Annotated in this window: 21 protein-coding genes, 1 tRNA gene and 1 other annotated feature; of the genes, 12 read left to right on the top strand and 10 right to left on the bottom strand. The window is 37.7% G+C overall.

Annotated features, from left to right (window positions below; all coding sequences use genetic code 11):
* Window positions 1-57: 57 nt before the first annotated feature.
* The 4 genes from EPJ89_RS06035 to EPJ89_RS06020 form a co-directional block, all read right to left on the bottom strand.
* Window positions 58-642, bottom strand: a complete 585-nt coding sequence (locus EPJ89_RS06035; protein WP_200549255.1) for a methyltransferase — start codon at window positions 640-642, stop codon at window positions 58-60.
* Between the two features lie 24 nt (window positions 643-666).
* The gene (rplL, locus tag EPJ89_RS06030; RefSeq protein WP_125163718.1) at window positions 667-1,038 is read right to left on the bottom strand and encodes a 50S ribosomal protein L7/L12; all 372 of its coding nucleotides are present in this window, start codon (window positions 1,036-1,038) and stop codon (window positions 667-669) included.
* A gap of 22 nt (window positions 1,039-1,060) precedes the next feature.
* Window positions 1,061-1,633 (bottom strand): 50S ribosomal protein L10, encoded by a 573-nt coding sequence (rplJ, locus tag EPJ89_RS06025; protein ID WP_200549253.1) that lies wholly within the window; start codon window positions 1,631-1,633, stop codon window positions 1,061-1,063.
* 34 nt (window positions 1,634-1,667) lie between these two features.
* Window positions 1,668-1,781: a sequence feature (ribosomal protein L10 leader region), on the bottom strand.
* Window positions 1,782-1,979: 198 nt separating this feature from the next.
* A complete protein-coding gene (locus EPJ89_RS06020) occupies window positions 1,980-2,375 on the bottom strand; it encodes a helix-turn-helix domain-containing protein (RefSeq protein WP_200542488.1) in 396 nt (131 codons plus the stop codon).
* Window positions 2,376-2,534: 159 nt separating this feature from the next.
* On the opposite strand from EPJ89_RS06020, the gene EPJ89_RS06015 reads away from it, so the two are divergent.
* Window positions 2,535-3,677, top strand: coding sequence for a TraB/GumN family protein (locus EPJ89_RS06015; protein ID WP_200542489.1), 1,143 nt, complete (start codon window positions 2,535-2,537; stop codon window positions 3,675-3,677).
* A 32-nt stretch (window positions 3,678-3,709) separates the two neighbouring features.
* Here EPJ89_RS06015 and EPJ89_RS06010 read toward each other — a convergent pair whose 3' ends face one another.
* Both EPJ89_RS06010 and EPJ89_RS06005 read right to left on the bottom strand, forming a co-directional pair.
* A complete protein-coding gene (locus EPJ89_RS06010) occupies window positions 3,710-4,780 on the bottom strand; it encodes an NAD/NADP octopine/nopaline dehydrogenase family protein (RefSeq protein WP_200549252.1) in 1,071 nt (356 codons plus the stop codon).
* A gap of 96 nt (window positions 4,781-4,876) precedes the next feature.
* Complete coding sequence (locus tag EPJ89_RS06005; protein WP_200549251.1) at window positions 4,877-6,076, bottom strand: MFS transporter; 1,200 nt, start codon at window positions 6,074-6,076, stop codon at window positions 4,877-4,879.
* 184 nt (window positions 6,077-6,260) lie between these two features.
* Between EPJ89_RS06005 and EPJ89_RS06000 the strand changes: the two genes are divergently transcribed.
* Genes EPJ89_RS06000 through EPJ89_RS05985 form a run of 4 tightly spaced genes read left to right on the top strand, consistent with a single transcriptional unit; the run spans window position 6,261 to window position 10,296 of the window.
* Window positions 6,261-8,186 (top strand): BglG family transcription antiterminator, encoded by a 1,926-nt coding sequence (locus EPJ89_RS06000; RefSeq protein ID WP_161637197.1) that lies wholly within the window; start codon window positions 6,261-6,263, stop codon window positions 8,184-8,186.
* 12 nt (window positions 8,187-8,198) lie between these two features.
* Complete coding sequence (locus EPJ89_RS05995; RefSeq protein WP_161637199.1) at window positions 8,199-8,483, top strand: PTS sugar transporter subunit IIB; 285 nt, start codon at window positions 8,199-8,201, stop codon at window positions 8,481-8,483.
* An 11-nt stretch (window positions 8,484-8,494) separates the two neighbouring features.
* Window positions 8,495-8,947 carry a PTS sugar transporter subunit IIA gene (locus tag EPJ89_RS05990; RefSeq protein ID WP_202606003.1) on the top strand — a complete coding sequence of 151 codons (453 nt, stop codon included), beginning with the start codon at window positions 8,495-8,497 and terminating at the stop codon, window positions 8,945-8,947.
* A gap of 2 nt (window positions 8,948-8,949) precedes the next feature.
* Window positions 8,950-10,296 (top strand): PTS galactitol transporter subunit IIC, encoded by a 1,347-nt coding sequence (locus EPJ89_RS05985; protein WP_161637200.1) that lies wholly within the window; start codon window positions 8,950-8,952, stop codon window positions 10,294-10,296.
* A gap of 65 nt (window positions 10,297-10,361) precedes the next feature.
* Here EPJ89_RS05985 and EPJ89_RS05980 read toward each other — a convergent pair whose 3' ends face one another.
* Both EPJ89_RS05980 and EPJ89_RS05975 read right to left on the bottom strand, forming a co-directional pair.
* Window positions 10,362-11,081: a DUF695 domain-containing protein gene (locus EPJ89_RS05980; RefSeq protein WP_161637202.1), complete on the bottom strand. Its 720-nt coding sequence runs from the start codon at window positions 11,079-11,081 to the stop codon at window positions 10,362-10,364.
* A gap of 110 nt (window positions 11,082-11,191) precedes the next feature.
* The gene (locus EPJ89_RS05975) at window positions 11,192-12,094 is read right to left on the bottom strand and encodes a nucleotidyltransferase family protein (RefSeq protein WP_161637204.1); all 903 of its coding nucleotides are present in this window, start codon (window positions 12,092-12,094) and stop codon (window positions 11,192-11,194) included.
* A gap of 183 nt (window positions 12,095-12,277) precedes the next feature.
* On the opposite strand from EPJ89_RS05975, the gene EPJ89_RS05970 reads away from it, so the two are divergent.
* Window positions 12,278-12,351 (top strand) — tRNA-Thr (locus tag EPJ89_RS05970).
* Window positions 12,352-12,412: 61 nt separating this feature from the next.
* On the opposite strand, the gene EPJ89_RS05965 is transcribed toward EPJ89_RS05970, so the two are convergent.
* Both EPJ89_RS05965 and EPJ89_RS05960 read right to left on the bottom strand, forming a co-directional pair.
* Window positions 12,413-12,982, bottom strand: coding sequence for a hypothetical protein (locus EPJ89_RS05965; RefSeq protein ID WP_125163777.1), 570 nt, complete (start codon window positions 12,980-12,982; stop codon window positions 12,413-12,415).
* 247 nt (window positions 12,983-13,229) lie between these two features.
* The gene (locus tag EPJ89_RS05960) at window positions 13,230-13,793 is read right to left on the bottom strand and encodes an Imm64 family immunity protein (protein WP_161637205.1); all 564 of its coding nucleotides are present in this window, start codon (window positions 13,791-13,793) and stop codon (window positions 13,230-13,232) included.
* Window positions 13,794-13,930: 137 nt separating this feature from the next.
* Between EPJ89_RS05960 and EPJ89_RS05955 the strand changes: the two genes are divergently transcribed.
* The 6 genes from EPJ89_RS05955 (at window position 13,931) to EPJ89_RS05930 (ending at window position 17,778) form a co-directional block, all read left to right on the top strand.
* A complete protein-coding gene (locus EPJ89_RS05955; RefSeq protein ID WP_161637207.1) occupies window positions 13,931-14,419 on the top strand; it encodes a GNAT family N-acetyltransferase in 489 nt (162 codons plus the stop codon).
* 92 nt (window positions 14,420-14,511) lie between these two features.
* On the top strand, window positions 14,512-15,132 hold the full coding sequence (locus EPJ89_RS05950; protein ID WP_200542491.1) for a TetR/AcrR family transcriptional regulator: 621 nt from the start codon (window positions 14,512-14,514) through the stop codon (window positions 15,130-15,132).
* Window positions 15,116-15,874 (top strand): phosphopantothenoylcysteine decarboxylase, encoded by a 759-nt coding sequence (locus EPJ89_RS05945; RefSeq protein ID WP_200549250.1) that lies wholly within the window; start codon window positions 15,116-15,118, stop codon window positions 15,872-15,874. Before EPJ89_RS05950 ends, EPJ89_RS05945 begins: the two co-directional genes overlap by 17 nt.
* Window positions 15,871-16,419, top strand: coding sequence for a phosphopantothenoylcysteine decarboxylase (locus EPJ89_RS05940; RefSeq protein WP_200549249.1), 549 nt, complete (start codon window positions 15,871-15,873; stop codon window positions 16,417-16,419). The genes EPJ89_RS05945 and EPJ89_RS05940 overlap by 4 nt, the downstream gene beginning before the upstream one ends.
* Window positions 16,416-17,171, top strand: coding sequence for a type III pantothenate kinase (locus tag EPJ89_RS05935; RefSeq protein ID WP_200549248.1), 756 nt, complete (start codon window positions 16,416-16,418; stop codon window positions 17,169-17,171). The genes EPJ89_RS05940 and EPJ89_RS05935 overlap by 4 nt, the downstream gene beginning before the upstream one ends.
* Window positions 17,161-17,778, top strand: coding sequence for an ECF transporter S component (locus EPJ89_RS05930; RefSeq protein WP_161637214.1), 618 nt, complete (start codon window positions 17,161-17,163; stop codon window positions 17,776-17,778). Before EPJ89_RS05935 ends, EPJ89_RS05930 begins: the two co-directional genes overlap by 11 nt.
* Window positions 17,779-17,787 lie beyond the last annotated feature (9 nt).

Here is a 17,787-nt window from a genome sequence, read left to right as displayed (position 1 = left end):
ACGCGCATAAATCCACTATTATGCAATTATATATATTATCACTAATGTGGGTTACAGTCAACGCTTTGAGGCACAATAGATGTAATATCCCTTTTCTTTTTTTAATAACGTGCAATTACCAAATAATGCTTCACATTTTGCTTGCGCAGACTTCGCTCCATGTGACTTACGAATTACAAAGATAAACATCCCATCCTTGGTCAAAACATCGTAAGCATTATCAAATAAAGAATACATTTTTTCTTTTCCAACACGAATCGGCGGATTGCTAATTACAAAGTCATACACGCCATCCAACCCATCTTGAATTTTATTAATTCCATTCACATTATATTTTTCATAGTTTATATTGGCGAGTTCAACCGAACGCGGATTAATATCGACGCCCGTCATTTCAATATCACTAAAGAAATGCGAAAGAATCACACCCACAACCCCAATACCGCATCCTAGGTCTGCAACCTTTCCTTTTAAGGGATGATTGACACAGACTTTAAGCAGTGCTTTGGTACCGCGATCCAGGCCATCTTTCGAGAAAACCCCATCATCCGAGATAACTGAAAAACTAATGTCTAAAAACCGGAAAGGGATATCTCTCCGGTTTTTATTCAAATTAGAATTGTCTGTAAAGTAATGACTCACAGAAGATCCTTCTTAACGTGTTAATTATTTAACTTCTACAACTGCGCCAGCTTCAACAAGTTTAGCTTTGATTTCTTCTGCTTCTGCTGGTTTGATGTTTTCTTTAATTGCTGTTGGTGCGCCGTCAACTAATGCTTTAGCTTCCATCATACCTAAACCTGTGATGTCGCGTAATGCTTTGATAACTCCAACTTTTGAACCTGAGATTTCTTTCAAGATTACTGAAACTTCGCTTGGTCCTTCTTCTTCACCAGCATCTGATGCTGCTGCAACTGCAACTGGTGCTGCTGCTGAAACTCCGAATTCTTCTTCGATTGCTTTTACTAATTCATTTAATTCTAAGATTGTCATTTCCTTTAGGGAAGCGATTAGTTCTTCTGATGTTAATTTTGCCATCTTAATATTTCCTCCTATTTAATTAAGCTTCTGTAGCTTCTTCTTTTACTTCTTCTACAACAGGTGCTTCTTCAGCAACTGCTGCTGCTTCAACAACTTCTCCGCCCTCTGCACGTTGTTCAGCAACTTGTGATACAGCGTAAGCAAAGCTTCGAATTGGTGATTGGAACATTCCAGCCAACATAGCAATCATGCCATCGTGGTTTGGTAATGCTGAGAGTTCTTTGATTTCTTCTTGGTCTACTAAGTTACCGTCAACGATACCAGCTTTAAGGATTAACTTTTTGTTCTTCTTAGCGAAGTTAGCTAATACTCGAGCAGGTGCAACAGCATCTTCTCCAAACGCAACACCGTTAGGTCCTGTTAATTCGGATTTTAAACCTTCAAAGTCTGTGCCTTCGACAGCACGTTGGAACATTGAGTTTTTATAAACTTTAAATTCAACGTTTTCTGCACGAAGTTGACGACGTAGTTCAGTCATTTGATCTACGGTTAGTCCACGGTACTCAACAACAACTGTTGATCCGGCATTCTTTACTTTTTCTTGAATCTCTGCAACAACAGCTTTTTTATTTTCTAAAATTTCTGTACGCAAATGATTCACCTCCATTCGATCTCGGAAATCAAATTAAACCAAAAAAATAAACCCATCCAAAAGACAGGTTCAAAAGTTTTATACTTTCACCTCGGTAACATTATTAAGGTTGCCCCGTTACTGTCTTTGGTTAATTGATAACATAGATATTCTACCAACTTTATTCAGAAAGTCAAGATTTTTATTATTCCAGTGTTAAATATTTCCAACAAATAGCCCCTGCTATCCTTCATGACTGTTTAGATTCATGATTGAATAATTATTTAAAGGCATGCATGTACAAAGCGCCCCATCTTTTTGATGTAAAACAAGCGGACACATGACGTATCCGCTTATCACATTTTGACTATAACTCTGACTTCAATTCTGACTTCATTAAAAGGGCTTTCTTTCGTAAAAAAAGAACCAGTTCATTGATAAGTTTTATTTTGTTTTCTTCATCCAACTCTCGAATATTTAAACCGACTTCATGATGCGTCCCACATAAATTTAGCACATGATAAAACGCTAAATGTAAGCTCCATTCATCAAAATCTTGCATGTGTTTCGGTTTTTGACAGAGAAGACACTCCACAGAAATATTCAGTTCCTCGCAAATCTTTACAAGATTTGAAATATCTGGATTCGAAACCCCCACTTCCCACTTTGCGACTGCTTGTTGAGAATAATTTACACGTTTCGCCAGCTCACGCTGCGTTAATTTTCGTTTTAAACGTATTTTCTTTAGATTAGAGTCTAACATCGTGCTCACCCCTCAAATTGATTATAATCGACAAGTTTTGAAAAAAATATATCATTCATTGACTATATTCTTAAGTAATCTTAATGTTTCGCGGTCAATTCAAATCAAGTACTATGGATGACATTTAGAATTTGATATGATGATGGTACGAGGTATCTTATGAAAACAGTAGAATTTAAAGATAAAACATTGCATTTTGTATCCACCGCTCATGTATCCAAGCAATCCGTCCTTGATGTACAAGAAGCAATTGCTTCCGTTCAGCCACAGGCTGTTTGTATCGAATTGGATGATAACCGGGCTCGTAACCTTATGGAATCTGATAAATATAAAGAAGTTGATATTAAGCAGATTATTAAAACCAAACGAGTTGGTGCTTTTATTGCCACCTTGGTCCTTTCTTCCTATCAGAAAAAACTCGCAGATGACCTTAATACATCTGTAGGTCAAGAAATGAAGCAAGCAATTGAAAGCGCTAAAACGTTTAACGCTTCGATTCATTATATTGATCGTGATGTCCAAGTAACCTTTAAACGCATTTGGGGAAATCTCACTTTCTTAAAAAAAATATCCTTGCTTTCCACGCTCATTTTAAGTGTCTTCGAAGATGATTCGGTTTCAGAAGTTGATGTTGAGAATTTAAAAGAGAGTGATTTATTGTTTGAGTCTGTTCGTGAAATGGATGAAAAACTTCCAGCAATTTCTAAAAGTCTTCTCCATGAGCGAAATGCTTTTATGGCCGAAAAAATTAAAGCATTACCTGAAAAAGAAATTGTGATTGTTGTAGGGGCTGCTCATACTGAAGGTATCATTGAGGTACTGGATCAAGACCATTCGCTTTATGAACTAAATCAAATCCCCGCAAAGAAAAAATTGAATTTATCAGGTTGGATCGTACCGGGAATAATTATTTTATTACTGGTTGCGCTCACGCTTAAAAATCCACACATGGCTCTTAACGATCTTTTGGTGTGGTTTGCATTAAGCGGTGGCCTTGCAACCCTTGGTGCAATCATTTGCCTAGCACACCCGCTTACAATTCTCACAACAGCCCTTACCGCATGGATTGGGACACTCTCACCCGTTTTAGGCGTCGGTATGTTTGCAGGTCTTATGGAAGCATATCAACGTCCACCAACATTCGAAGATTTTGATGCCTTATCCACGCATGCAACCCAACCGAAAATGTGGTTTAAGAACAAAGTTTTACGTATTTTACTAATTTTTGTAATTACATCACTCTTTAGTTCAATCGGCACATTTATTGCCGGTGGAAATATTATTGGTTCACTATTCAAATAAAAAGAGTTCAGTACTTTAGTACTGAGCTCTTTTTATTCTATGAAACGTTTGATTTCTTGAATACTCATGTTTTGAATCCCTAAATCTGCCATGCTTGGCCCCATTGTCCAACAATCTTTCCCTAATATGGATGAACCCAATGTCACAAGACTGTTCATTATCGAAGTTTCCACATGAATGTGCTGTGCTAATTTGGCCCACGTTGCGAGTCCAAAGGGAATATCTTCCGAATAATATCTTCCCTTCACATCAGCAGGACCTTTAATGGAAGCAAAACTCGGATTCTCTGAAATTACTTGATGAAGATCATCCGATGCATCCGGACCACCTACCCCTTTATTTACCGTTTCAAAATTGTATTCAAAAGCTTCAAGAAGACGGATCCGTTCTTGATCCAGCCCTTCAGTAGTACGCACAACACAAGAAGTAAATCCTTCTGTGTAAAAGTAAAAATCCCCACGGGCCTTTTCAATCCGTCCTGCATTAAGGATACATCCTGGAACATGGATAATAGGATTTAAGCTGTTTAATCCACAAGCAACAATACTTTCCACAGGTTGAATGCCATCATAAAGTTCCGATAATATCTGACAGACGCGCATTGTTTCTTTTGCTGGTAAGACACCAACTTTAAGTGGATCGAAGCGACTCATAATCATCACATGACCTGGCTCAATGATTCGTGTAGCATAAGGAAGTGTATGTGATTCCGCAAATACAACATTGGCATGATTGCCTACATCATTCATTGCCTTCTTAAATATCAGACTCCCAAATGTCCCTGGAACAATAAAAACGATCTGCCCTTCTTGCAAGCATGGTGCAAGGCGGTATGCATAATCTTTGTGGGCAAAGGCTGGCACGGCAACAAGAATAATCTCTGCGTCCGCAACACCCTTTTGTAAGTCTGTTGTTACGGATGTCAGGGTTGCGGTGCCTTCCACGACACCGGTCACATGAATTTGGAGTGAATCAAAGACCGTTTGCATATTATGTTTAAACCGCGCATCTTCGATTAAAATAACCGAGTACCCTTTGAGTGTTAAATCAGCGGCGGCTGCGTGAGCACCATTCCCACCACCAATGATCGCAATTTTTTTCATATTCAATCCTCCTTTAATTCCTACATTATAAATCGAGGCGGGTTCCTTGTTTCCATAATGTAATAAGAGACATCGTTTGTGTAACGATGTCTCTTATTATTTCGCGATGCTTTTTTCGGGTTTGAGTAAAACGATAAATGACAGAATAAAGATAAAGCCAGCAAAGAGAAAAGTTGATGACGGCGAAATCGTATAAACCAGACTCGTAAGTAATGCCCCGAAAATTTTTCCGAGCATTAATAATGAATTATAGAGGCCTGCCAGTTGGTTCCCTTCCTCAACACTGCGTTTGTTTGAGATTACTGAATTTTGAAGAATAGGAATCATCACTGTGTACATACCAAACCACGCTAACGCAAAACCAACAAAGGGTTTTGATGTCTGGCTAAAACTTACAATCATAGCGAGCGTTCCCATCGCAATAAACACGGTTTTTAAAAGACCCAACTCAACCGCTTGTTTTTTACGATTGCGACGTCGAATTAAAATAACATTCAACACAACCGCAAACAATCCGGTAATGGCTTTAATAATTCCATTTTGGCTGGGTACAAAGTTGAAAATATCTTTTATATAATAATTAAAACTTTGGTCAAACAAAGTTGTTCCAACGGATGATGTGAACGTTACAATCAATAAAATCAAAACCACATCTTTCATTAAATGACGCGATGACTGAAGGACCTTTAATGGATTGGAGTTGCGAATCATGGACCATTCCATCTTTTCTTCGATTTTCTCATATCGTCCTAAAATAAAATAAAATAAAACACCTAGTACAATTTGAAATACCGCTTGAATCACAAACGTGAGTCGCACAGAAAAATCACCAAGATACCCACCAATAAAGAATCCAAGTGCTGCCCCTACACTGACTATAATCGATGAGATTGTTATGTAATGAGATTGGCGTTCTTCTGGTGCTTCATTCACTACATAACTCATAAGACCTACTTGGAATCCTCCAGCGAAAATACCACTTAAAAGTCTCGCAAAATAAATACTATAGCGATTTAACGCATACCCAAAAAGCAATTGAGCAATCGCATAACCAATCGAGGATATCATTAAAATACGTGTCTTTTTCATCCCATTTGCGACATTCGACCACACAAGAGCAAAAATAAAATTTGTAAGACACATCGCCGCAAACGACAAGCCAAAAACATGCGGTGGTAAATCCATCGATTTTAAAAGAGTCGGTGTTACAGGATGCCCCAAATTCATTCCAATGGTTAAGAGTAAATTTAACACCACAAATATACTCATCTTATAATTTTCAATCAATAACTTCACAACGTTCCTCCACTTAATGTTCTTTGGTCATTATAGCATATGCCCTCCCAAATTCTTATCAACTCGCTTTTTACCCTGTCGCTTCCCAACAGACTTCTCACCCTAAGCATGTCCGTTGACAAAAGACAAACACGAACTGCACACTATATAGAATAAAGTAAACTATGTGTGAGAGGTGATGTTGATGGAATTAACACAAAGACAAAGTAGTATTCTGTTGTTGATAATCAATGCACATGATGCAATTACAAGTGATGATATTGCAACTGAACTGAATATATCGAGCAAAACGGTTCAACGGGAAGTTCAGGCAATCGATCACATCCTTAAAAAAAGCAACATGGCCATCACCTCGTTACGCGGTAAAGGTTATCTGATCGATGACTCATACAAAAACGAAATGTGGAAAACCTATTTCTATAATGATGAGTTCGATAATAACGTATTACCGAATGTAAGACAATCTCGGGTTGAATGGATTATTCGTAAAATTGCGAACGGAACTTTGAACAGTACTTATTTTACATTAGAAGCACTTGCTGATAATTTATTTATAAGTTTATCAACACTCAAAAGAGATCTTGTTAGTGTAAGACGGATTCTAAGGGAATATCATATTTTCCTGGAAAATGACTATAAGCGAGGGTTGGTCCTAACCGGTGATGAAAACAGCATTCGTCGCCTCATCAATGATTACCTTGTCATGGAAAAATCTACCATTGACATGAATCGTATTATCGGACAAAATACCCCTCGCATGGATATCATTGAGCGCATTATTGTGACATGCATTCAAGAGTATCAACTCCATCTCACAGATATTGGATTTAAAAATCTTTCGATTCACATTGAAATTGCTTTGACACGTATTGAACAAGGTAAGCTGGGTTTAAGCAATACAACCACATCAATTCAAACGGATTCAAAAGCTTATTTATGTGCCGAAGCGTTAGCGGTGATGCTGGAAGAGGCATTAGCCATTAAAATTCCGAAGAGTGAAATCATTAATATTTATATCCATTTAAGTTCTCAAAAAAAACTCCATACAGATGTTGATAATGTCAATTCTGAGTCCCATCGCAATTTACAGATCCTCAATGAAGCCCTCGATGACATTTATCGGATTTATGGTAGTGATTTCCGTAACGATGAGATTCTAAAACAAGGCTTGATGACTCACCTCGAAAGTGCGCTCAAACGCATTGAACTTGGACTTTCAATCCGTAACGAATTATTGGATGATATCGAGAAGAATTATCCTTTTGAAATTCAAATTGCGAAAGTTCTTGCCTTTCATTTTTTAAAAACAAACGCAGTAGCCTTTAACTTAGATGAAATTGGGTTCCTCGCCCTTCATTTCTGTGGTGCTCGCGAACGCGCCCGGCACGACGAAAAAAGTGAAACAACACGCGCAATTGTTGTATGCACGACAGGAGTCGGGACTGCAATGCTTCTGAAAGCGAAATTAGAGTCTCAATTTAAAGAGGCACTTGAAATTAAAAAAGTAAGTGCTCTTTATCAACTTGATAAACACGATATGGATGATGTGGATTTGCTTATTTCTACGGTCCACATCGATCGTAATTTAGGGGTTCCTACAGTTGTTGTTTCCGCAATTGTTACCGACCAGGATATCGCACATATTAAGCGATATATCAAAGGCGAACCCACAAATACTCATTCTGTCGCAGATTTATTCGACGAGAAACTTTTTTTAGTTAATCCTGATGCGCAATCACCTCAAGAACTTCTTGAAATGATGAGCCAAAAAGCCCTCACCCTTGGCTATATCGATAAAGCGTGTCAAGAATCGATTCTAGAACGCGAAGCGCTTGGTTCTACTGAGGTCGGTAACCTCGTTTGTATCCCTCACAATATCGAAGGTTCTGTATACCGACCCTCCATTGTGGCATGTGTTCTCGATAAACCCATCCCGTGGAAATATGATCACGTTCAACTTATTCTCATGATTCTCATTGATCAAGACCATCGCACCCAATATTCCGACTTATTCGCAGAACTCTATACGGAAATCGACCATCAATACAAAGTGTCAAACATTATTAAAAATAAGAATATTTCTTATTTGAAATCACTCTTTACTGAGTAGGAAAGGTATTTTATGAAAACTATTATTGTAGCATGTGGCTCTGGTATCGCAACAAGTACTGTTGCCACATCAAAACTTAAAGCAGGACTCGAAGCAAAAGGGCTTCTTGACCACGTTAAATTTATTCAAACTTCACTTGCTGAATTGCCATCCATTGCATCGGATCAAGATGTAATCGTAACTACAGCTCAAGGTGGAGAAGGTTATGGAATTCCTGTTGTATCAGGGCTATCCCTTTTAACGGGAATGGGTGCTCAAGCAACCATTGATAACGTTATTGAAATTCTCGGCTTATAGAAAACGTGGTGATGACAGTGTTTAATGAAGATTTAGTATTTTTAGATTTAGACGTATCATCGCAAGATGAATTATTTGATGTGATGAATCAACATCTTCTCGATCTTGGATACGTTAATGAAGCTTATTTAGGTGCACTAAAGGAACGCGAAGCTACCTATCCAACAGGACTTGCAGCCCCTGTATGCAGCGTTGCAATCCCTCATGTCGATTCAACATACATTCATAAACCAGGGATTGCCTTTGTACGTGTATCTGAAGCAATCGCATATAAAGAAATGGTTACGGATAATGATCTCAATGTAAAACTGTTCTTTTTCTTACTTGTGAAAAACAAAGAAGAACAAGTGCAAATTTTAAGTAAACTTATGGGGACATTTTCCGATGACGATTTCTTAAATCAATTATTACAAGGAAAAACGAATCAGGAAATCTTAGATATTTTAACTAAAGGAGTAGCATAGTCATGTCAATTTTAAATTTTATTGTTGACCTTGGTCCTGCTGTAATGATGCCGATCATCTTTACCATCTTTGCGTTAGCGCTCGGGGTTAAGTTTAGTAAAGCATTTAAATCAGGATTAATGGTTGGTATTGGTTTTATTGGATTAAATATCGTTATTGAATTACTTACAAAGAATTTGGAACCTGCTGCAAAACAGATGGTTGCGAATTTTGGTCTAAACTTAACGGTTCTTGATGTTGGTTGGCCTGCAGCAAGTGCTATTGCATTCGGTTCTGCTGTTGGGGTATTAATTATCCCTGTTGGGATTTTGGTTAACATTCTTATGTTATCAACAAAAACAACAAAAACGGTTAACGTTGATATTTGGAACTTCTGGCATTTTGCCTTTACAGGTTCTCTTGTTTTTATGATTACCAATGATTTAATTGTGAGTCTATTAATGGCAGCCTTTAATATGGTGATTATCATGGTTATTGGAGACCGTACCGCACCACTTGTTGAAAAACAACTTGGGTTACCCGGTATTTCAATTCCACATGCATTTACCGCATCTTTTGCACCCATCGCTTATGTTTTAAATGCAATTATTGATAAAATTCCAGGTATTAATAAAATTAAACTTGATGAAAAAGCATTCCAGAAAAAATTTGGTATGTTTGGTGATCCTGCAATCCTTGGTACTGTTGTTGGGATTTTATTAGGTCTTGTTGCCGGTTATGATTTCAAAGGGATTACAAACCTTGCAATCGTGATGGCGGCTGTTTTAGTCTTAACACCAAAAATGTCCGCAATTCTTATGGAAGGTTTAATGCCCATTAGTGAAGCAGTTCAAGCTAAAATCCAAAAGAAATATGGAGAAAACTCAAACCTTCTTATTGGACTTGATTCAGCAGTCGGTGTTGGTAACCCTGTTACCCTTACCATTTCACTTGTAATGGTTCCCATTACAATTATTCTTGCCTTTATCATTCCAGGTAACCAATTCTTGCCGTTCGCAAGTCTTGCTGGTTTACCATTTATGTTTGTTTTAATTGCACCTCTTTGTGGTGGAGACTTCTTCCGTACACTGATCGTTGGAATCTTTACCGTATCGATTGGTCTTTTAATTGGTACAAATATTGCTCCAATCTTTACTGAAGCTGCAAAAGCAGCCAACTTTGCAATCCCAGGTGGTTCTGCATTGATTTCAAGTATTGATTATGGTAGTTCATGGTTACCATTTATGATGGTAAAACTTGTTGAGTATAAATGGATCGGTGTTGCAATTGCCGGTGCTATCTCAGCGGTTCTTATGGTTTGGAACCGTAAGTTAATTCTTAAAGAACAAGCAATTAAAGATCAAGCTTAGTCTCTTTTCGATTAAAAAAATAAAAAGGATTGAATTCGGTAATGGTGCCGATTTCAATCCTTTTTTTATTTGTGAACGTTGCAATACCAACCTTCGTATGATCCGTTATATTGATTCGTGAGGGATACGATGTGTTGTGAAATACCATTCATAGTGGGTAATGTTGGAACAATTGAAGCAATCATTCGGGTTTGAATCAAACCATCTTCCCTTGGCTCGATGGTTTGGGTATGTGCAAATTGTTCAAAGTGTTGACTGAATAGTTGTGCATCTTCTTGTCGTTCAAACACCGTTAACACTTCGACATCCCGTTCTACTTCAAATCGTTCTCCTTCGCGTTCAAGGTTCAAACAAAGATTTTGATTGTAGATCATCGCTAATTGATATTCGTTGGGGAATAGAACACTTTTGTAGATTTCAAAATCATCATGTTCACGAACAATGACACCCATGACTTCTTGGGGGAAGCGTTCTTTAAGGATGGATTCAAGACTTATACACGCTTTTGAAACAAAGAAATAGTCACAAACATCATTTCCAGTTATCGCTCCAATTAACTGAACATCCATAGGGCTTAAGAAATCTGTGACAGCAGTTTCAAATTCATTTAGGGTATCAAAAGCTAACTCCGTAGGAAATCCGTTGTCTCGCCCGTTATACGGCTTTCTAACAACATAGAGATGGGGATAATCCGGTTCAATAACAAGGGCATTAAGATCCACACGAACACTGTGTGGTTTTTCATCCATTGTGATTGGATAAAATTGAAAATTTGATTCATACATAACAATAACCTACCTTTATGTTTCTATAATACGACAGCTTTTCAATTAATGCCACCGTGTATCGATAAAGCCATAAAAAAAAGCTACGATAATTCGTAGCCTTTTGTAAATTATTTATCCCAAAGTTTTTCCGGGTATGTACCATCTTCTTGGAACTTCGCAAACTGCGCAAGAACCATTGGTTTATCTTCTTGATAGGTTACACCGAACCAACGATCGGGTGTATCTAAAATCTTAACCGATAATTTACCATCATGGATTAAAGATCCCACATCATTAGGGAGTAATGCTTCTGATTTCATAGGGTTTTTCGCAACATCTTCTTTTAAGAATGTTTCAAATTTTGTTTCCATTAGATCAAAGATTGCCGGTGTAAAGCCCCAGAAGTTCATTGAAACTTGTGTTCCATCAGGAATCAGGGTTTCATCAGGTCCACCAACAACCCCTTTATCTGTACGCTTAATGCCATCTGTTTCCACAATATCCGTTAAGAAACCTTCTACATTTTTACAGACCCCACGCGTTACTGTTCCATTATCAGTAATCGTATTGTCCACAATGTATCCCATCATTGCAGCTTGTTGATCTGTAACTTCTTCATTTAAGAATCGTGCCATTTCCACAAAAGCAGCTTTTCCGTAGTAGTCATCTGCATTAATAATCATAAAAGGTCCCGATACATGGTTCCGTGCAGCAAGCAGCGCATGTGTTGTTCCCCAAGGTTTTTCACGGCCTTCAACCCCTTCAAACCACTCAGGAACATCACTTGTGCTTTGGAAAGCATATTCCACATTAATAAATGGACGAATTTTCCCAACAAGTTCTGCTTCAAAAATTGCTTCATGCTCTTCACGAATAATTAATACAAGTTTATTAAATCCTGCTTGAATTGCATCATAGATTGAAAAATCAATGATTGCCTCTCCACTTTTTCCGAATTTGTCAATTTGTTTTAATCCACCGTAACGGCTTCCCATTCCAGCAGCTAATATTACTAAAGTTAAATCCTTCATACTTGCCTCCTATTTTTTAACATTGTACCACAGTTATAACGCTTTCATCAGTAAAAGTTACTTCTAAAAATTAGTAAAGCATTACTAAATAACGGGAATTCTTAACTAAAAAATATTTCCTTGAAGTTTATTTGAAATAGTATTTGATTTTTTGAATTACATTGAGTATTATAGTAATGCAATGCCGCCATAGTTCAATGGCAAAATAGAGCAATGGTAATGCTCAGTTCCGAGTTCGATTCTCGGTGGCGGCACCATTTTAATTAAAACAAAGCACTTATTGGCGATTCCGTCTCCAGTAAGTGCTTTTTATTCATTTTATGAGGATGGACGTTCAAGAATTGAGGCTGAATTAAGCTTTAGATACTCTCCATCCTTAACATATATCGTAACTGGATCCGTAAAATTATTATTTTCAAGTATATCATCCACATTGTGATTGGATGTTGTTGTGATTTCATAATAACCACTTAATTCAGTTTGTAGTTTATACGTTCCCGCTTCTAAATGCTCACCAATCTTATACATGCCATCGGCCTGTGGGTTAAGTTTCGGTGATGTGGCATAAGGATATAAACGTGCTTTTGATACTTCAATTGTTTCGTTTTCCTTTAACGTGATAATTGAGTTTCCTTTAAAATTATCATTACTCTTAATTTGAGTCGCATTTTGATTTCTTATTTCAAAATACCCTTCTTGATCTGTCAGAAGCATATATTCTCCTGGCTCGAGATCCGTTCCCACAATGTAGTTTCCACTCTCAAGCGGAAATTCTTGAGGGCTTGCACTCGCTTCAAATGTTACTAAGAAATATAGACATGCGCATGCAACGATTAATACAAAAACACTTAAAAAGATTCTTCTCTTAATTTTTTTAGTTTCTTCCATGGACATCGCCTCCCAAACAGTACTAAGCATACTTCTTTTACACCTTAAATACTGCCCTTTTCTTGTCCATCTTGAGATAAAAACCGTAAAACGGATGTGATTTGTAGCGGCTTAAATAAATTTCTTCCTTAAATGTGCTTGCTTTATTGGTTATTTTAGAAATCGATTTGGTTCAAGCGCATATCGCTTACATGAAAATCTAGTTATTTTATAAAAAAACCAGGTCTAAAGACCTGGTTTTGATTCTTTAATGGGATCCTCTCAATGTAAAACCATCAAGATACCATTGTGCATACACTGTATTGCGATCATTCATTTTGAAGAGCGCATAGGGTTGATGACCCACTTCTAAGAGGCGTTCTTTTGAATAGAGGTATTCCGCTTCATTATCACAGAATAAGTACTCATATTCGACATTGCGATCAATAATCTCAAAAATTTGTGTTATTAATTGTGTCGCAGATTCTAAATGCTCTACACTCTTTTCCGGTAGAATGTGTTCTTCCGCAATATCAAATTTCACGACCAATGCATCTGTTTCATTCGTGATGCTCATGCGCGCTTCCACATCTGTATCGCCAATTCTAAATTCAATATCAGCATAGGATGTTCGATAGGCAAGTTTTTCGATTGTGGAATAGATATTTCCATCCACAGTTTCGGTAATCCAATCGTGATAATCCCCTTCTTTCGGATGTGTTATTTCCATTTTAGTTTTATAACTATCCACAAGATCCATGATATTCTCAATTTGTCCAATTGTTTTATCTGAGGCTTCAAGTACAATACCAAGTCCTATAATTGTATTCATCGTATCCTCCTTTAAAGTAAAACAAATATACAATACCTAATCGTTTATGTAAAGACACACGCGCTTGGGAATTTTCCATAAACATTCACCAAGTTCGAAGGGGACACATGATAAACTGTCTTAAAGGAGGGGTAACTATGAATACAAAGAATCAACCAGCTTTTATACACTTATCAGAATCCTTACATCTTGTGAAATTTGATGTTTTGTCCGATGAAGCACGATCATGGATGGAAAACGAAGATTTGATGTTTGCGCTTCGCGGCGATCGTATGATTTTTTCGGATCAAGAAGTCGAATCGTATTATGCAAATCTTGCTGAGAATGGTGAGCTTTACTATATAGAAATTCTTCATGGGGATACCTTCCATCAATGTGGTAGTATCGCCCTTATTCGAAATCAAATTAAGATTATCATCGATCCAAAATATCAAAACCAACATATTGGAACTGCTGCGGTCGAAGGATTGTTATTTCGAGCAACCGTATTAGGTATCCCCGAAATCTTTGCACAGGTTAGAAACCACAATACGTTTTCTTTACGCTTATTTCAAAACCTTGGATTCAAAATTCTTGATGAAGCCGATCAAGTCATTACATTGTGTTGTGAGACGAAGCCATTTTGATGGCTTTTTTTATTTGCGCTTGACTTAATGACATCAGTGTCATAAAATAAGCTTAGAAAAATGACACTGGTGTCATTAAGTGAGGTGTTTCGATGACTCGTGTTTCAAATGAAGCAATGCGAAAGGCAAAATATGAACTGATTCTCGAGAAAGCACGCCTTGTGTTTTGCCGTAAAGGGTATGCTGGCGTTACGATGAAAGATATTATCGAAGAATGTGAGATTAGTCGTGGAGGAATTTATCTTTATTTTAGCTCTGTCGAAGAAATATTTAAAGATGTTGTCCTATCCCGAGAACGTCGTAAATTCGAAGGGATTCGCGACTCTGTTCATCAAAATGTTGATTTTTTGGAATTGTTGGACGCTTATTTTCTAACGCAGAAGAAACGTCTTCTCAATATGAGCGAGAGTTTATTACGAGCCATGTATGAATACAACTTTACGCATCGATCTGAAGCAGATTTTGCATTTCGTGAGGCTCAAGTGGATAGCATTCGTAACACACTTGAGGAGATGTTGTCTTTAGGGGTTAAACAAAATTATGTTGTAAGTCCCAATATCGACGCGCTCCGCGACCATATGATGTTTATGATTGAAGGGTTAAGTGTGTATTCCCTTTTAGGAGGGCTTACCGAAGCAAATGTTGATGAACAATTTAAACAACTTCGGGCCATGATTTTAGCAAAGGATGTCTCTTATGAAAACGAATTTTAATGTATGTATTACTTCTGGTGGAACTTCTGAACCCATCGATACGGTTCGTCGCATCACCAATACCTCAACGGGTCGTTTAGGAAGCAAAATTGCGGATGCATTCATCGAAGCAGGGGCAAATGTTTATTATGTCTATGCACGAGGCAGTGCCCTTCCTACCCTGTCGTGTCGACAATTTGAAGTGGATACGGTAGCCTCCGTTTCTAGAGTGCTTACACACCTCTTTGATACCGTTTCTTTTGATGTAATGATTCATGCTATGGCTATAAGTGATTATGAAGTGGATGCAATTACGTCTCTTGATCGCATGACATCCAATGTTTTTGAATTCTTGCAACAGAATCCACAACCAACAAAAGAAGATATTAGACAAGTTTTATTGGATTCAAAAGAACCCATGAGTGCGAAGATATCTTCTTCCAATAAAAACCTGGTACTGACCTTGAAACAAACACCGAAGGTCATAAATCAACTTAAACTAAAACAACCCGATGTTTTTTTGGTCGGCTTTAAATTATTATCCAATACAAACTTAGAATCCTTAAAAATCGCAGCCGAATCTCAAATAAACCAGGCTGGAAGCGACCTTGTTGTTGCGAATCGGTTAGAGGATATTCATCACAGCGAACACATAGCGTACTTTATTGATAAAACCGGCTTGATTCACCAAGCGCATACCAAGGAAGCCATTGCGTCTTCACTCGTAAAATTACTCTACACACAGAGTCAGGAGTCAATATGAAAACAATTATATTAGGTGTTAGTGGAAGTATTTCCGCGTATAAATCTGCAGATTTAGCCAACGAGCTGACAAAACGCGGATATACAGTCCACGTTATTATGACCCATTCTGCACAAGCTTTTATTACCCCTTTAACGTTCCAGTCACTCACTAAAAATCTTGTTCATTATGATGTATTAAGTGAGGGTGATCCAAATAAAATCATACATATTGACCTTGTAAAGTCTGCAGATCTTCTTTTAATTGCACCAGCTACCGCAAATATTATTGCGAAAATCGCTCATGGCATTGCCGATGATATGTTATCAACAACAACGCTAGCCGTGCATGGTATTCCGAAACTCATTGCACCCGCTATGAATACCTATATGTATGAAAACGAAGCAACACAAGATAACTTAGAACTTTTGGAAAAACGAGGTTGGGTTGAAATTGAGCCAAGAAGTTCAGTACTTGCATGTGGCGATCAAGGAAAAGGAGCGCTTGCCGAAATTGACACAATTCTCGATCATGTTGATGCTTTATTTCAAGGAGTTTCCGCATGATTTGTGTGATTAATATTGGGAATACTAATACCGCATTTGGATTTGGTGAACATGAATTATCGGATCAATTTACCATTCCGACTCATGCTTACCAAACCCAAAATGATTTCTTAAAGTATTTTGAAATGCAAAATAGACATCAAGAGATTCATGTTTGTATTATCGCATCCGTAAGACCTGATAAAACTCAATTAATTAAAAGTTCTATGGATTCCTATTTCAAACTGAATGCGAAAGTTTTAGAACACAGCGATGATTTTGGAATGGACTTCTCCCTTTATCCCGATGGAAAACTGGGTATGGACCGTATCCTCGCATTGTATGGTGCAAAAGAACTTTATGGCAACGACATTGCTGTTTTTGATTTAGGAACAGCCACGACCGTTAATGTGCTCTCTGAGAATCAATTTAAAGGTGGCGCTATTATGCCTGGGGTACGCCTGGGTTTAAGCGTTCTGGGTGAAAAAACTGGACTTCTTCCGACCATTAATCTTAATGATACACCTCATTACCTTGGTCTCAATACAGAACAGAATATATTATCAGGTGCATTATATGGTACTGCCTCCATATTAAAAAACTACCGTGCGCTTATATCTGAAGATTATCCAAGTACAACCTTTGTCGTGACCGGTGGCAATTCAAAGGCAATCTTACCGTTATGTAATGGATCTTGGCATTTCGAACCCGACTTACTACTACAAGGCCTCCTCTCATGGTGGATACAAAAAGGAAACAATTATGAAAGCTAAAAAGAAAACGCTCAATTATACACTCTTTACGCTTTTTGCCGCGATTATCATCCTACTATCAATGACACCCCTTGGGTTTATTCATCTCGGCTTTATAAAAGCAACAATTGTACATATCCCTGTCATTATCGGTTCAATTATCCTTGGGCCAACGGCGGGTGCAGGATTGGGTTTAATCTTTGGGATAAACTCAATGATCAACAACACCCTTAGTCCATCCATTCTATCATTCGCATTTTCACCACTTGTTCCTGTTATTGGTACAACATCGGGAAGTCCCTTAGCCCTTGTCATTGCACTTTTCCCTCGTATTTTAGTCGGTGTTATTCCTTACTATATTGTGGAAAGTCGTGTCATTAAAAACGATTCAGTACGTTTAGGTCTTGCTGGATTCCTTGGTTCCATGACCAATACAATATTCGTAATGGGGCTCATCTATCTTCTCTTTAAAGATGCCTACGGATCTGCGCGTGGTATTGAAGGTATTGCAGTTACAAAAGCAATCCTTAGTGTTATCATTATTAACGGGATTCCAGAAGCGTTTGTATCCACAATCATTACGATTCCTGTAGCGAAGGCACTCTATAAAATACGAAGAAATAAATAAAAAATCTCG

Origin of the sequence: Erysipelothrix sp. strain 2 (EsS2-6-Brazil), from assembly GCF_016617625.1 — a bacterium.
Lineage (GTDB): Bacteria > Bacillota_I > Bacilli_A > Erysipelotrichales > Erysipelotrichaceae > Erysipelothrix > Erysipelothrix piscisicarius.
The sequence above is the reverse complement of the archived record's forward strand: the minus strand, read 5'-3'. Positions and strand labels throughout refer to the sequence as shown.

Bases quoted from the DNA above. Each gene is read 5' to 3' on its own strand.
- rplL (WP_125163718.1), bottom strand. From the start codon at position 1,038: ATGGCAAAATTAACATCAGAAGAACTAATCGCTTCCCTAAAGGAAATG.
- EPJ89_RS06020 (WP_200542488.1), bottom strand. From the start codon at position 2,375: ATGTTAGACTCTAATCTAAAGAAAATACGTTTAAAACGAAAATTAACG.
- EPJ89_RS06015 (WP_200542489.1), top strand. From the start codon at position 2,535: ATGAAAACAGTAGAATTTAAAGATAAAACATTGCATTTTGTATCCACC.
- EPJ89_RS06010 (WP_200549252.1), bottom strand. From the start codon at position 4,780: ATGAAAAAAATTGCGATCATTGGTGGTGGGAATGGTGCTCACGCAGCC.
- EPJ89_RS06000 (WP_161637197.1), top strand. From the start codon at position 6,261: ATGGAATTAACACAAAGACAAAGTAGTATTCTGTTGTTGATAATCAAT.
- EPJ89_RS05995 (WP_161637199.1), top strand. From the start codon at position 8,199: ATGAAAACTATTATTGTAGCATGTGGCTCTGGTATCGCAACAAGTACT.
- EPJ89_RS05990 (WP_202606003.1), top strand. From the start codon at position 8,495: ATGACAGTGTTTAATGAAGATTTAGTATTTTTAGATTTAGACGTATCA.
- EPJ89_RS05985 (WP_161637200.1), top strand. From the start codon at position 8,950: ATGTCAATTTTAAATTTTATTGTTGACCTTGGTCCTGCTGTAATGATG.
- EPJ89_RS05980 (WP_161637202.1), bottom strand. From the start codon at position 11,081: ATGTATGAATCAAATTTTCAATTTTATCCAATCACAATGGATGAAAAA.
- EPJ89_RS05975 (WP_161637204.1), bottom strand. From the start codon at position 12,094: ATGAAGGATTTAACTTTAGTAATATTAGCTGCTGGAATGGGAAGCCGT.
- EPJ89_RS05965 (WP_125163777.1), bottom strand. From the start codon at position 12,982: ATGGAAGAAACTAAAAAAATTAAGAGAAGAATCTTTTTAAGTGTTTTT.
- EPJ89_RS05960 (WP_161637205.1), bottom strand. From the start codon at position 13,793: ATGAATACAATTATAGGACTTGGTATTGTACTTGAAGCCTCAGATAAA.
- EPJ89_RS05955 (WP_161637207.1), top strand. From the start codon at position 13,931: ATGAATACAAAGAATCAACCAGCTTTTATACACTTATCAGAATCCTTA.
- EPJ89_RS05950 (WP_200542491.1), top strand. From the start codon at position 14,512: ATGACTCGTGTTTCAAATGAAGCAATGCGAAAGGCAAAATATGAACTG.
- EPJ89_RS05945 (WP_200549250.1), top strand. From the start codon at position 15,116: ATGAAAACGAATTTTAATGTATGTATTACTTCTGGTGGAACTTCTGAA.
- EPJ89_RS05940 (WP_200549249.1), top strand. From the start codon at position 15,871: ATGAAAACAATTATATTAGGTGTTAGTGGAAGTATTTCCGCGTATAAA.
- EPJ89_RS05935 (WP_200549248.1), top strand. From the start codon at position 16,416: ATGATTTGTGTGATTAATATTGGGAATACTAATACCGCATTTGGATTT.
- EPJ89_RS05930 (WP_161637214.1), top strand. From the start codon at position 17,161: ATGAAAGCTAAAAAGAAAACGCTCAATTATACACTCTTTACGCTTTTT.